The 14,042-nt window shown below is 40.2% G+C and carries 12 protein-coding genes and 2 tRNA genes; 8 read left to right on the top strand and 6 right to left on the bottom strand.

Going from position 1 to position 14,042, the window contains the following annotated elements; genetic code table 11:
- Positions 1–2: 2 nt before the first annotated feature.
- Genes CWC14_RS01025 through CWC14_RS01015 form a run of 3 tightly spaced genes read right to left on the bottom strand, consistent with a single transcriptional unit; the run spans position 3 to position 2,418 of the window.
- Entirely contained in the window at positions 3–293 is a 291-nt protein-coding gene (locus tag CWC14_RS01025; protein ID WP_008115202.1) for a hypothetical protein, read from the bottom strand.
- Positions 290–1,330 carry a M48 family metallopeptidase gene (locus tag CWC14_RS01020; RefSeq protein WP_138560779.1) on the bottom strand — a complete coding sequence of 347 codons (1,041 nt, stop codon included), beginning with the start codon at positions 1,328–1,330 and terminating at the stop codon, positions 290–292. Before CWC14_RS01020 ends, CWC14_RS01025 begins: the two co-directional genes overlap by 4 nt.
- The gene (locus CWC14_RS01015) at positions 1,330–2,418 is read right to left on the bottom strand and encodes a YjgN family protein (RefSeq protein WP_075169561.1); all 1,089 of its coding nucleotides are present in this window, start codon (positions 2,416–2,418) and stop codon (positions 1,330–1,332) included. Before CWC14_RS01015 ends, CWC14_RS01020 begins: the two co-directional genes overlap by 1 nt.
- A gap of 174 nt (positions 2,419–2,592) precedes the next feature.
- Between CWC14_RS01015 and CWC14_RS01010 the strand changes: the two genes are divergently transcribed.
- The 8 genes from CWC14_RS01010 (at position 2,593) to msrB (ending at position 11,520) form a co-directional block, all read left to right on the top strand.
- Positions 2,593–3,324, top strand: a complete 732-nt coding sequence (locus CWC14_RS01010) for an RNA methyltransferase (RefSeq protein ID WP_138560777.1) — start codon at positions 2,593–2,595, stop codon at positions 3,322–3,324.
- Between the two features lie 68 nt (positions 3,325–3,392).
- Positions 3,393–6,794: a chromosome segregation SMC family protein gene (locus CWC14_RS01005; RefSeq protein WP_138560775.1), complete on the top strand. Its 3,402-nt coding sequence runs from the start codon at positions 3,393–3,395 to the stop codon at positions 6,792–6,794.
- 73 nt (positions 6,795–6,867) lie between these two features.
- On the top strand, positions 6,868–7,614 hold the full coding sequence (zipA, locus tag CWC14_RS01000; protein WP_054202488.1) for a cell division protein ZipA: 747 nt from the start codon (positions 6,868–6,870) through the stop codon (positions 7,612–7,614).
- Between the two features lie 78 nt (positions 7,615–7,692).
- Positions 7,693–9,714 (top strand): NAD-dependent DNA ligase LigA, encoded by a 2,022-nt coding sequence (gene ligA / locus CWC14_RS00995; RefSeq protein ID WP_138560773.1) that lies wholly within the window; start codon positions 7,693–7,695, stop codon positions 9,712–9,714.
- On the top strand, positions 9,707–10,051 hold the full coding sequence (locus tag CWC14_RS00990; RefSeq protein ID WP_008115215.1) for a DUF3392 family protein: 345 nt from the start codon (positions 9,707–9,709) through the stop codon (positions 10,049–10,051). Before ligA ends, CWC14_RS00990 begins: the two co-directional genes overlap by 8 nt.
- The gene (locus CWC14_RS00985) at positions 10,048–10,548 is read left to right on the top strand and encodes a DUF2919 domain-containing protein (RefSeq protein WP_138560771.1); all 501 of its coding nucleotides are present in this window, start codon (positions 10,048–10,050) and stop codon (positions 10,546–10,548) included. The genes CWC14_RS00990 and CWC14_RS00985 overlap by 4 nt, the downstream gene beginning before the upstream one ends.
- An 8-nt stretch (positions 10,549–10,556) precedes the next feature.
- Positions 10,557–10,997 carry a hypothetical protein gene (locus CWC14_RS00980; protein WP_131691259.1) on the top strand — a complete coding sequence of 147 codons (441 nt, stop codon included), beginning with the start codon at positions 10,557–10,559 and terminating at the stop codon, positions 10,995–10,997.
- Between the two features lie 82 nt (positions 10,998–11,079).
- Positions 11,080–11,520, top strand: a complete 441-nt coding sequence (gene msrB / locus CWC14_RS00975) for a peptide-methionine (R)-S-oxide reductase MsrB (RefSeq protein WP_076922137.1) — start codon at positions 11,080–11,082, stop codon at positions 11,518–11,520.
- A gap of 124 nt (positions 11,521–11,644) precedes the next feature.
- On the opposite strand, the gene CWC14_RS00970 is transcribed toward msrB, so the two are convergent.
- From CWC14_RS00970 to CWC14_RS00955, 3 genes are all read right to left on the bottom strand, one after another.
- Positions 11,645–13,276: a response regulator gene (locus CWC14_RS00970; RefSeq protein ID WP_054202497.1), complete on the bottom strand. Its 1,632-nt coding sequence runs from the start codon at positions 13,274–13,276 to the stop codon at positions 11,645–11,647.
- A gap of 404 nt (positions 13,277–13,680) precedes the next feature.
- A tRNA-Val gene (locus CWC14_RS00960) sits at positions 13,681–13,756 on the bottom strand.
- Positions 13,757–13,805: 49 nt separating this feature from the next.
- Positions 13,806–13,881, bottom strand: a tRNA-Val gene (locus CWC14_RS00955).
- Positions 13,882–14,042 lie beyond the last annotated feature (161 nt).

Here is a 14,042-nt window from a genome sequence, read left to right as displayed (position 1 = left end):
TATTAAAACTGCATATTGTGCTTTTTAGCATAAATAAAAAACACCGGAATTTCGATTATGACGTAAGTTAAAAAAGTAAACCAAAACCAATTAACTTCAAATATTAACCAGCTAAATTGCACGCCTGAGTTGTAATAAAGAGTAGATGCAATTAATAGTGTAATGCCTGTTGCAAATAAATCTTGCACCGATACTTTTTTAAAGCTGCTGCCTGCAAAGCGCGGATAAATAAATCCGTAGCCAAGCGTTATCATAATGATAACTAATAACAATAAATTCAGTTCAGGGGTCATTGTGGTTTATATTGCCTCGCATATTCTATTCGCTCTTGGGAACTTGGGTGCGTTGATAAATACTTTAACCAAGCATCATCATAGCTCCCTTCTTGCGCTTGTAAATTCTTTTCCAGTGCTTCAATTGCATCAGCAAAGTCGTGGTTAGAATAGCCTAATTTTAAAAGGTTTTTAATCGCATATATATCGGCTTCTTGTTCCATATCTCGCGAAAACGCTTGTTGTAAAAAAGATGAACCAGAGCCAAGCACGACTTCTAATATACCTTCTAAGTCACCAAAAATAACTGCAAATACAACGGTGCTCGCTGCAGCTTGTGCTGCAAGGCGAATGCTGTGATGGTGCTGAACATGACCAATTTCATGAAGTAAAATAGCACGCAGGGCATCAGGGTCATTTTTTAATAGATCAACAAGTTCGTCAGTTACTACAACCCGACCATTTGGAAGAGCAAACGCATTAGCTGAAAAATAATCAGACTGATAAAAAGATAGCCTAAACTTTGCACTGTCTAAATTGAGCGAGTTAAGCATTAAACGCCATTGTTGCTGTATTTCTGATTGCTTATTAGTGGAAAGTTGAGAAGGTTCCAATGCGACTTTTTCTATTACACTGAGCGTTTGCTCTCCCATCGTTTCAATTGTCGAGGCAGGTGCTAAGTTAACGCTATAAACTGCTACTGATGGTATTAAGCGGTATAAAATTAACCAAAGCAATAGGGGAATTAGCAGCACGGATGCAACAATAAGAATCTTATTTTTTTCTAAGCGTTCACTTAGTCCATGCTCTTTAAGCGCGAATGGCCACCTAAATTCTACATCTTGAGGAATAAATCGCCCACCATCAGCAAAATTTAACTCTGACGCCATGCCAGGTAACGGGCTATCAAGTTGGCAATTGTCTATTGTTGATGCAAGTAACGTCGTATTCTCAGAGTCAACAAGTGTTATTTGCTCATGGGAAAGGTGTGCATAGCTTTTAATATGTTGGCTGCTATTAGGGTAATAATAACAGCCAAAAATAGGATAATTACTCATTAGGTGAGTGAAATATCAATATCAAACACATTGGCCGCTTCTTCAGCAAATGATGACTGCTCATTTTGTGCAACATCAATCAACGAAAGTGCGCCGCTATAAATAGTGACTTCAGTAACCGATGCTAACAGCTTTGCTCTGCGTACTTTAGCCCAAGGGTAGGCCAGTCCTAAGGTAAATATAATTGCCAATACATTAGTAAATAGTAAGATGGCATAGTCAATGGCTTTTAAGTTCGAATCAAAGGTAGCGACTTCTGTAAATTCGCTGTTATTAAAAATATGATTTCGAATAAGCGAATGATAAACAGCGCCTACCAGTGTTAAAAACGCAACATACAACGTAGCAATTAATAGCGGCACTACAATTGTCGAAAGGCTAAAGTTTTGTGTGTTTAAGTTATCGATAGTTAAGGCACTTGCACCAGCAAAGAAGCCAAAAATAACTAAGCCACCTATTGCAACTCCTAGGGTAATAAGTGCTGCGATGTAATAGCGTTCTCCTTGAAGATTTACTGTAAGTGGTTTATTTCCATAGCTGATGTTTTCATGCATATATTGATCAATTCGCTTTAATACATACGGCAGTAATAGATGTAATGTGAATACACTTGCAATAGGTAATAAAACAAAGTTAATAAATGCATCCCCGTAATTACCTGAAAAGGCAAAGCGTACATTACGATGGCGAGTCATACGCATATTAAAACGCAGACCTTGGTTGATGATCCACGGCAATAAAAATAAAAAGCCAATAGCAAATAAAAGGCCTATCGCTGGTGCGAGGCTGCTAAGTAAGGTGTAAATTAAAAATGCGATGACCGCTAAAATGCGTCCTTTTAAAATTTGTATTGGGGTCGCTAGATAGTCAAAGCTATGGCCGTCGATACGCGTATGACCGTAAAAATAACGATAGGTGCGAACTTTTGCCCATGCCGAATAAATTCCGAGAGTAATAATACTCAGCAGTATATTAACAATCCATATACCAAAAAATTCGCCGGCTTTGCCGCTAAATTGTACTTTACCGCTAAAAATAGCAGGGGGTGTTTGATTTGACTCAGATGAAGTTGGGTGTACTGGTTCCATTTTAAAAATATATCCATGTTGTTTTTTGTAAATTTACCTTTTTTAGATAAAAAAAACAATCTTTATAATTAGCTAGCTGATTGTAAGTAGGCTATTTTTATTGCTTTTACTGTTTATGGGGCTGCACTTTAAGTCACCTCTGGTATACTGTGCAGATAATTTAATGGGGCTGTCATGATTTCAAAAAACCAACTTAAACTTATTCGCCAGCTTGGCCAAAAAAAGTATCGCAAGCAATTTAACCAATACTTAGTACAAGGCGAAAAAAACGTACTGGAGTTATTAAATAGTCCATTAAAAGTAAACGATGTATTTGCAACGCAAAGCTTTATTGATAATAACCAAAGCACATACCCTCATACGCATTTTATTACAGCAGATGAAGAGCAGCTAACAAAGGCCAGTACTTTGGTAAGTAATAATGCGGCTATTGCAATTGTTGATATGCCAAGCATCGCATTACCAGATGAAAACAGTTTAATATTAGCCTTAGATGGCGTATCTGATCCTGGTAATTTAGGTACCATCATTCGCGTGGCTGATTGGTACGGTATAAAACATATTGTTGCTAGCACTGACAGTGCCGATCCGTATAACCCAAAAACAATTAGCGCCACAATGGGGTCGTTCGTTCGCGTATCGGTAAGCCAAGTTGAATTGCCTGAATACTTATCTACATTAAACATGCCTATTTATGGTGCATTTTTAGATGGCCAAAGTGTGCATAGCACTAAATTTAGTGGCCAAGGTGTATTGCTTATGGGCAGTGAATCACATGGAATACGCGAGCAGTGTGCAAAATTAGTGAGCAACAAAATAACCATTCCGGCTTTTGGCGGTGCAGAGTCGCTTAATGTAGCAATGGCCACGGGTATTATTTTAGATAATTTTAAACGCCAAGCTTAACTTTTTAGCTATTTATGCGTTAAGTTACTTATAGTAAAAAACAATAATAAATCGGTAATAACAATAAAATGCGCTTAAGCACTATTAAATTAGCGGGCTTTAAATCGTTTGTAGAGCCCACTAAAATTCCATTTCCTGACCAAATGACGTGTGTTGTCGGCCCTAATGGCTGTGGCAAATCAAACGTCATTGATGCGGTGCGATGGGTGCTTGGTGAAAGCTCAGCTAAAAATTTACGTGGCGATGCCATGACCGATGTCATTTTTAATGGCTCTACTAACCGCAAGCCCATTTCGCAAGCCTCCGTTGAATTAATATTTGATAATACCCAGGGTAAGTTACCCAATACTTTTGCTGATCGTAACCAAGTGGCTATTAAGCGTTTGGTGACTCGCGATGGTCAGTCATTGTACTTTCTAAATGGCAGTAAATGCCGAAAACGTGATATTATCGACATATTTTTAGGCACGGGCCTTGGGCCGCGAAGCTACGCTATTATTGAACAAGGGATGATCTCACGTTTAATTGAGAGCAAACCGCAAGAGCTACGTGTTTTCTTAGAAGAAGCCGCAGGGGTCTCTAAATACAAAGAGCGCCGCCGCGAAACGCAAACACGCATAAAAAGCACCCGAGAAAACCTAGAGCGACTGCTTGATGTTCGTCAAGAGTTACAAAACCAGCTTGATAAACTGGCGGTACAATCGGTTGAGGCTAAAAAATATCGCGAACTTAAATCCCAAGAGCGCACCTTAAAGGGGCAAATAGCGGTATTAAAATGGCAAAAACTGCATCAACAACAGCTCGATAAAAGTGCGCAAATAAAAAAGCTGGATGACCAAATCAGCTTCTTTAAAACGGCGCATTCAGGCCATGATGATGTTCTGGCAAGCCTTGATGCTCAAGTGCAAGCTCAACAAGATAAACTCGATGATGCACAGCAACAGCAGCATCATACGCATACTGAATTGACTCGCAGCGAACAGCAGCAGATTAGCATTAAGCAACAAACGCTGTCACTGAAACAAAATTTAGCCAAGTTAGAGCAACAAAAAAACCAAAGTGAAGAAGTCAAAACGCAGCAACAAAGTCTCTGCCAAGAGTTAGATGACAACTTGCAACAGGCTGTAGAGCATAACTTAATGTGTAGCGAGCAGGTTTTAGAACTTACCGATGAGGTTAATCGGCTGCTGGAGATTAAAAATACCGACACATCACAGTGGCAATCACTAACAGAAGACTATCAGCAATTAAATAATCAGCAGCTAGCGCATGCAAATGCAGTAAAACATACAGAACAGAAAATCAGTTATGTTAAGCAACAACTAACGCAGCTTGATGAGCAAATAGATGAGTTAAAACGCAGTGAGATAGAGCAGCAATTAATTCAGCAACAGCAGCACAGACAAACGTTAACAGAGCAGCTGGCTAACGCGCAAACTGCTCATAGTAGAGGTCAAAGTGCTCAGGCAATACAGCAGCAACAGCTTGATGAAGCTCAGCAGCAATGGCAGCATTTATCTCAGCAAGTTAATGAACTAAAAGCCGGTATAGCAGGGCTAAAAACTACCCTTGGACTTGAAAAAAACAGCGATAAAACTTTAACTTTATTCAAGCAGTTAACTGTTCAGCCTGGTTATGAGTTTTTAGTAGAGCAGGCGCTGTCATCACTTGAGCACATTCATATTTCACCAGGTAAAGCAAAAAATAGCACGTGGCAAATACCCTCACAGTCTGTGGCAAGCAATAGTATTGCTGCCTTTATTAGCGCTGGTATCTACCCCGAGTTATTAAACCATATTGCTTATGATGCCGAGGGTCAAACACACCATCTTAACGATGCCAGTTATATTGCAGTGATGGACAAGCAAGGGGCGTTACATGGTCGAAATTGGCATCTCAGTGGCGAAAAAAATGCAGAAAATTCCTTATTATTAATGCACAAAAAGCTCAAGCAGCAAGAAACCTTACTTGAGCAACAACAACAGGCATTGACGGACGCACACTCCACACTTGAAGAACATCAAGCGCAAGCTGTATTAATAACCGAGCAGCAAAACGAGCGCAAAGACACTATTCATCAATTAGCACAACAACTTGCTGTAGCAACAACGCGTGGTGATATGCTCAAAGCGCAAGCTGATCAACATCAGCAACAGGTGACCAAATTACAACAACAACGTCAGCCACTGCTAGAACAACAGCAGCAGTTAAGCGAATTGTTGGGCGAAGAGCTTGATAAAAATGAACAGCTTGCAGAGCAGTTAGAGGCCTTAGCTGTAGAGCTTAACCAAGCCGATAGCACACGAATAAATAGTGATGAACGTTACAAACAAGCTTTAAATAATGCTGAACAGTATAAAACGCAAGCACATCAGGCAAACCTTAATGAGCAAAAAGTGCGTAGTGAGTGGCAGCTCAGTCAAACCAAGTTGAACCATGCCGAACAAGCATTAACAATGGCTGTAGAAGGAACGCAAGAGCTAATAGAGCAAATTGAGGCGTTACTTATTCCTGAGCAAGAGCTTGCACTAACTATTGAACAATTATTAGTGCAGCACCAACAAGGCGAACAAACCCTTGTGGATATTCAACAGCAGTTAGCTCAAGCAAAACAAGAATTACAAACCAAACAAGCGAGTTTAAAAACGTCACAAACTGAGCTGGTGGCATTACAAGAGCAACACCAGAAGCTGAGTATTGAAGAGCAAAGCCTATTAATAAAAGCGCAAGCGGTACTTGAGCCACTTAGAGAGCTTAATCAAAATTTAAAACAGGTTTTAGCAGAGCTTCCTGCAGAGTTGTCATTAAATGCAGCGCAAAATCAACTTGCTGGAGTCAGTAATCAGCTAGATCAATTAGGAGCCGTTAACCTTGCAGCCATTGATGAATTTGAACAAGCTAAGCAAAGAAGTGATTATTTAAATAATCAGCTGGATGATTTAACCCAGGCATTGACAGCTTTAGAAGGCGCTATTCATAAAATAGATCGTGAAACTAAAACGCGCTTTAAGTCTACCTTTGACCAAGTAAATCACGATTTTGGCCAGCTTTTTCCAAAAGTATTTGGCGGCGGCAGTGCTTACTTAGAATTAACCAGTGACGATTTACTCGAAAGTGGTGTTAGTATAATGGCAAGACCTCCGGGTAAAAAAAATTCGACAATTCATTTGTTAAGTGGTGGAGAAAAAGCGCTGAGCGCATTATCATTGGTGTTTTCTATATTCAGGCTCAATCCAGCTCCATTCTGTATGCTGGACGAGGTAGATGCCCCATTAGATGATGCCAATGTGGTCCGTTTTTGCCGATTGGTTGAAGAAATGTCACAATCTGTGCAGTTTATTTATATAAGCCATAATAAAATTGCAATGGAAATGGCGGGTAGATTAACGGGTGTAACCATGGCAGAGCCAGGCGTGTCGCGCATGGTTGCTGTAGATATTGAACAAGCGGTGCAACTTGCACATGCATAATTTTATAGTCATTTGCTAGTTGTTTTGGGTAAAATGATGGCAGTTAGGCATATTAATAATAAAAGGTGAGGGGATGGCCGAAGAATTAAGATGGGTTTTAATTGTGATCAGTGTGTTTGTCATTGGTGGCTTATTAATACACGGTTTGTGGTCAGTAAGAAAAAAAGAGAATGCTGAACTCCCTGCAAGCGAGCGAGTTGAACCTGTTCAAGAACAGCAGCCTTCATCTGTGCATACTGAGCCACAAGAGCCAACGTTAGCGCAACGAGAAGAGCCACAAATGAGTGAGTTAAACTTCAGTGCTGATGAGCCACAAATAGATGTTAGCCCAGCTGATACAGCTATTGAAGATGACCTTGAAGTCGTAACCGAAGAGGCTGTTGATACACAACAAGACGCCCCTAAAGATGTTTCAGACTTTGTGATTGTGCATATTCAAATGCCAGAAGGACTGACCATGCAAGGCAGTAAATTACTGCCAGCAGTTAACACGCTAGGTTTTAAATATTCAGAAGAAGGCTTTTTTAATCGCCATCTAGACCCTGCAGGCCAAGGGCCGGTGTTATTTAGACTGGTAAATATGTATAACCCTGGCACGTTCGATATTGATAATATGGAACAGTTTAGTACCGCAGGCGTGAGCTTATTTATGACACTGCCATGTGATGGCGATGGCCTTGCTGCGTTTAATATGCTGCACAGCGCCGCTAAGAAGCTAGCAGATGAATTTGGAGCTGAAATCTTGGATGCTGAGCGAAACGAAATGACGGTAGAGCGTATTCGTCAATATGTTGAGCAGGTTCGCGCATTTTCTGCGTAATATACGCATAAGTTAAATTTTGTAAGCCACTGGGCGTTCACTCGTCAAAGTGGCTTTTTTTATGTTTTTGAGGTCTACATGGTAAGCAGCATTAGTGAGCAAATTAATCATCTTCGTACCACGCTTGAGCAACACAATTATAGTTATTATGTGCTTGATACACCCAGCATACCCGATGCCGAATATGATCGCTTATTACGTACTTTGAGCGAATTAGAAACCCAGCACCCTGAGTTTTTAACCGCCGATTCACCTACTCAAAAAGTAGGTGGGGCGGCGCTTGCCAAGTTTGAGCAAGTAGCACACCAAGTGCCTATGTTGTCGCTTGATAACGCTTTTGGTGAAGACGAATTCAGTGGTTTTAATCGTCGTATTAAAGAGCGTTTAATGAGCACCGACGAGCTTACATTTTGCTGTGAGCCTAAACTGGATGGCTTAGCGGTATCGATTATTTATCGCGATGGGGTATTAGTGCAAGCAGCGACTCGTGGCGATGGTTTTACTGGCGAAAATATTACCCAAAATGTAAAAACAATTCGCAATGTGCCATTAAAGTTACGCGGTGATGATTACCCGCGTGAGCTTGAAGTGCGCGGTGAAGTGTTTATGGATAGCGCGGGCTTTGAAAAATTAAATGCCGAAGCAGAAAAGCGCGGTGACAAAGTTTTTGTAAACCCACGTAATGCGGCAGCGGGCAGTTTACGCCAGCTAGACTCAAAAATTACCGCAAAACGACCACTGATGTTTTATGCCTACAGCACCGGATTGGTCGCCGATGGCACATTACCTGAAGATCATTACCAGCAACTTGCCAAGCTTACCGACTGGGGATTACCACTGTGTCCAGAAACAAAACTAGTTGAAGGCCCAAAGGCCGCGCTTGCCTATTATAATGACATTTTAACGCGCCGTAGCGAGCTAAAATATGAAATAGATGGCGTGGTAATAAAAGTAAATAAAAAAGCCCTACAAGAACGCCTAGGCTTTGTTGCGCGTGCGCCGCGCTGGGCTATTGCTTATAAGTTTCCGGCACAAGAAGAAATAACACACTTACTAGACGTAGAGTTTCAAGTAGGGCGTACTGGGGCTATTACCCCTGTTGCGCGACTAGAGCCGGTATTTGTTGGTGGTGTTACGGTATCGAATGCAACGCTGCATAATGCTGATGAAATTGCCCGTTTAGGCGTAAAAGTGGGCGACACTGTGATTATTCGTCGCGCTGGGGATGTGATCCCACAAATTACCCAAGTAGTGCTTGAACAACGCCCAAGCGATGCAAAAGAGATTGTGTTTCCAACTATGTGCCCAATTTGTGACTCGCACGTTGAGCGGGTTGAAGGTGAAGCTGTTGCACGTTGTACAGGCGGCTTGGTATGTCAAGCACAGCGCAAACAAGCGATTAAACATTTTGCCTCACGTAAGGCTTTAGATATTGACGGCTTAGGCGACAAAATTGTTGATCAATTAGTTGACCGAGAGCTGATCAAAACGCCTGCTGATTTATTTATTTTAAAGCAGGGACACTTTGAGTCACTTGAACGAATGGGACCAAAATCAGCAAAAAACTTAGTTGCGGCGCTTGATGATTCTAAAACCACTACCTTAGCAAAGTTTTTATATTCACTGGGTATTCGTGAAGTCGGTGAGGCCACAGCTCAGAATTTGGCTAATCACTTTTTAACGCTTGAAAACGTGATTGATGCCAGCATTGAACAACTAATAGAAGTAAGCGATGTAGGTGAAATAGTGGCGAAGCATGTTCGCGGCTTTTTTGCTGAAGAGCATAACCTGACAGTGGTAAACGAATTAATAGCGCAAGGAGTAAACTGGCCACAGTTAACAGCGCCATCAGAGCAAGAACAGCCGCTAGCGGGTTTAACTTATGTGCTAACTGGGACGCTTAATACGCTTAATCGTAATGATGCAAAAGCGCGCCTACAACAATTAGGCGCCAAGGTTTCTGGCAGTGTTTCAGCAAAAACAGATGCCTTAGTGGCGGGCGAAAAAGCCGGCTCTAAGCTCACCAAAGCGCAAGAGCTTGGTATAGAAATACTGACAGAGGATGATTTAATTACTTTGTTAGAGACTCATAATGGCTAGTTTTACAAATATACTTAATACCTTGTTAATTGACCTAGGCCAATGGTTACAGGGCTATTTGCCGCATTTATCACTGCTTTTAATGGTGTGCTTAGTGTCGCTGTATGCGGATGACATTTTAAAGTTAACCAAAGGCGTCGTAGCTAGGCGCCACTTTATTATTAGGGTGGCGTGTTTTGTGTTGATAACTGCGTTTGGCTTTGGCTTGTTAGTGGTGTGGTTAAGCCCACTGCTAACTAAAGCTTTACTGTTTTTTGGCACTAAGTGGTTAGCGCTTACCTTATTAGTGGCATTTTTTATTTTGGGCACTATTGCCGATAGGAAAAATCAGTTGTGAGTCGATATGGGCCTGAATACTGGGATAAATATGGTAGCTATCGTACGCCATTAGCGTTTCACTTGAGTATTTTAGTACTATTGCGCGCCTATTTTATTTGGGTAATAGCCGCGTTGAGTCGTCGACCTGAGCTTGATTTAATGTCATTGTTTTTTAAGTCAAAAGATGATTTTTTTATTGCTATAGCGATCGGTGCTGTAGCCATTGTACCCACTATTTTATTTTGTTTACGAAGGCCAAGAGACTCGCATCAAGTAACACAACGCTTGGCGCGTATTTGGCGGTATATGCGTTGGCCGCTGATTGCGTGTGCATTAATTGATTTGTCGTGGTTAAGTATTCAAGCAGCCCATAGCCATTATCGCTTCTCATTGTTTTTAGCTGTGCAAATGGTGATTGTATTATGGGTGTTGTGGTATTTGGCAAAAAGTCGTTACTTAAGTGTTTTCTTTAGTGATTGGCCCGAGCCGACAGAAAAAGCAACTGATAAAAAGTAAGAGGGCTTATGCACAGTATCAATAAAAAAATAGCACAAGTAATTGCTTTAATAGGGCTCGTAATTATAGCGTGTGGCTATTTTTTTTCTTTAGGCGAATTCCTTTGGTTTAAAGCTGGGTTAGTAATGTGGGTTGTGGTGTTTTGTTCGTGTTGTTACCGATTAACGCCGTTGTTTAAAATGCGCAATCCGCTGCGTAATTTTATTCAACGCGATGCGCAGCACTTATTTGTTTTTAGTTTAACAGGGCTGTTTGATAAAAAAAATGGCCCGCATTGGTTAGTCATCAGTAATATTGAGTCGATAGAAATAAGAAACGATGAACTAATAGTGCATAGTAATAATGACAGACAATTAAGCGTGAGCATTCCTGGCAGTCAAGCCCAATTGCATGCCTATGTAAGCCGTATACTTACAGCAACAGAAAAGCACACTATAGTCTTTAGATAACGTTGATCGTGGTATTAGCCACAGGCGTACCAGACTACAAGTAAATGATTGCTAGTTAAATTAATAACGTAATGAGGTTGTTATGTTGAAGTGGAACGATATTGTTAATTTTGCCAACCATGGCAATCCAACACCGGTTCGAAAAGTGGTTAAAACAGATCAGCAATGGCGCGAACTGTTAAACGAAGAGCAATATTATGTGACCCGTAAAAAGGGAACTGAACGACCAAATAGTTCGAGTAGTTGTACCTTGTTAGAGCCAGGTAAGTATGTGTGTGTTTGTTGTGACAACTTACTATTTGATGCAGATGAAAAGTTTGATAGTGGCACCGGCTGGCCTTCATTTACCCAACCGTCAACTGAGGAAGCGATTGGTTATGTCATGGATAATAGTCATGGCATGGAGCGAGTTGAAGTTGTTTGTAATGTGTGTGATGCGCATTTAGGGCATATTTTCCCTGATGGGCCACTTCCTACTGGTTTACGCTACTGTGTAAACGCACTGGCAATGAAAAAGCTCTAGGGTCTGTTGACCTTTCAAGGTTAAATTTGCAGCGGTCTGTTTGGGATTTAGGCAAGGCAGCGCCTATGTGGTGTGGTTACTCCCCATAAATAGGCGATAACGTAGCATTAATGCCAAACAGGCTCTAACTAATCTCTAGTTTCATTTCTTTAGCAATCTGAAGTAGTTTATCGAACCGCTCTGATTGCTCTTCTGCTAAGGGGGATTTTTTTAATAGTTTAAAGCACTTTTGGGCCAACAGACTATTGAAAGAGTCACCATGTTTTTTTGACTTATCCACTAAACATTGCAATAAATTAAGCGCAATACTTGGATTGTGTGGCATGACTCTAAATGCTTGGCTGAATGCCTCTAAGGCAACATTTAATTGGCCGCGCTCAAACTGCTTAACAGCATGATTATTGAGCTCTTTCGGCCCCATTTTAATATCACGTCTTTCACTTTGCTGTTGCTGTATATAACGCAAGTAAGTAGCATCGCTTCTACTTGGGTGACGTTCGCAATGATCAATTATTTGGCTAAATAGCGCTTGCGCCTTTTGGTGAAAACCTAATTCATGCAGTGCTTTTGCCTTGTCTAGGGCACCATCTACTGAACGTATTTGAGTATCGCTGTCATCAAGTTGCTCAATGAGCTGTTTCGCTTTTTTATGTTCATCTTTTAAATAATAAAGGCGTGCATTGAGCACATCAATTTGGGTTTGCGCATTACTGGTTGGGAATTGTGTTTTTAACTCATTAATATATTTATTTGTTTGACGAGAGATCCTGTTTATTTGGTCAGTTTGATCTGTGGTCAATGCAAAATCAATCCCAGCACGAGCAGCATTTAAATAAATGTCTGGGCTATCATGCATAGAGTACTTAGCGTAAGTGGCAATATCTTTTTGAGTTAAGTAGCTGGTTTCGTAATCTCTATTAATGAGCGATACGCTGTTAAGTGATTTTTGACGGTCTATATTACGTGGGGCAATATGTGCAGCTTGGCTTAAAAAGTCTTGGGCTAAATCAAATTGGTTTAGTTTTATTTCTAAACGCCCCAATAAGTCTAAGGCTATAAGTCGAGTCTCATTACGTTCAAGCATTGTTTTAAGCATGCGCTGAGCCAAAATATGCTCATTGTTAGCAATTAAGGCTTCTACCAATCCTACTTTTGCCCATGCAAACTTTTGCATATTCAAAACTGACTTAAAAAAATCTTTCGCTTCTTGGTTTTGTTTTAGCGCCAGTAAAATATTGCCTTTTAATCTAAGTAGAATAGGGCTGTATTTATTACTTTTATCGAGTTGGGCATTAATTTGTTTCAATGCTTTAGACTGGTTATCGTCATCAATTAAAGTGTATATAGCTTTTAAGTCGCTTTTACGTTTGAGAATACGCTCTATGCGCACTCTTAACTCTTGTACAGAGAAGGGTTTTACTAAAAAGTCATCGGGTTGAAGTTCTAATACACTGTGAACTAACTCTCCGCTAGTTTCCGCAGATGTAAAAATAAACCCAGTAGAGTGTTTTATTAATGCTTTAGCGCGTAATTCTTCATAAAGCTGGTAGCCATCTTGGCGTTTGCTTAGATTAAAAGAGCAAATTACCAAGTCAAATTCTTCATGTAAGCATTGTTCTTTTGCCGCTAGAGCATGATCTGCAAAACGCATATGTCCAAAGCCAATTTTTTCGAGCGACTGTTTCATGTAGCTTTGAGCAAGTGGCTGCTCTTCTACAATCAGTATTTTTGCTTCATTGAAAATATTTTTAGACATTGGCTTAAGCGTAATTGAATTTAACACAGACTATAATCAACAGTTTAGACGCTTACAAGGTAATTTAAAGATTCGCCTCGAAGATGAGAGCTTATTAAGCAAATTAATTCTAAAGGTTTATATTTTTATCTTAAAAGAGCTAAAAACCCATTTAAAGTAAATGAATAGCACGCGTAATAAAGTAAGTTTAAACAAAATGATTTTGGAGATAATAAAACTCGAAAGATAAATTTTTGGTATGTGATTGGAATACTGATTTTTTGAAACCGAAGAATTACTTGGTAACGAATTTCTAAATGGTAATTAATACTGAACTTGAACTAAAAGAGTGGAGGATAATGAATATTAAAATGGAAGGTGGTACTGGAGGATTTAGATTTTTGTAATATGCACCATTCAAAGAATGGTGGGTCGTACTGGACTTGAACCAGTGACCCTCGCCTTGTAAGGGCGATGCTCTCCCAACTGAGCTAACGACCCATATTACAAATTTACACATGTAACTATTTATATAATAAATTTTTATATGTGGTGGGTGATACTGGACTTGAACCAGTGACCCTCGCCTTGTAAGGGCGATGCTCTCCCAACTGAGCTAATCACCCACATATAAATTAATCAAAACTATTATAATAAATAGTACTGGACTTTAACCAGTGAACTTCGCCGTTACTTGTAAATAGCGGTGATGCTCTCATTTCTTGTAACTGAGCTAACGACCCATATTACAATTTTAATACAAATCACTATTAACATAATAATAGAT

The organism is Pseudoalteromonas sp. S3260, assembly GCF_005886925.1.
Taxonomy (GTDB): Bacteria; Pseudomonadota; Gammaproteobacteria; order Enterobacterales; family Alteromonadaceae; genus Pseudoalteromonas; species Pseudoalteromonas tetraodonis.
This window is presented reverse-complemented; position numbering and strand designations above follow the sequence as displayed.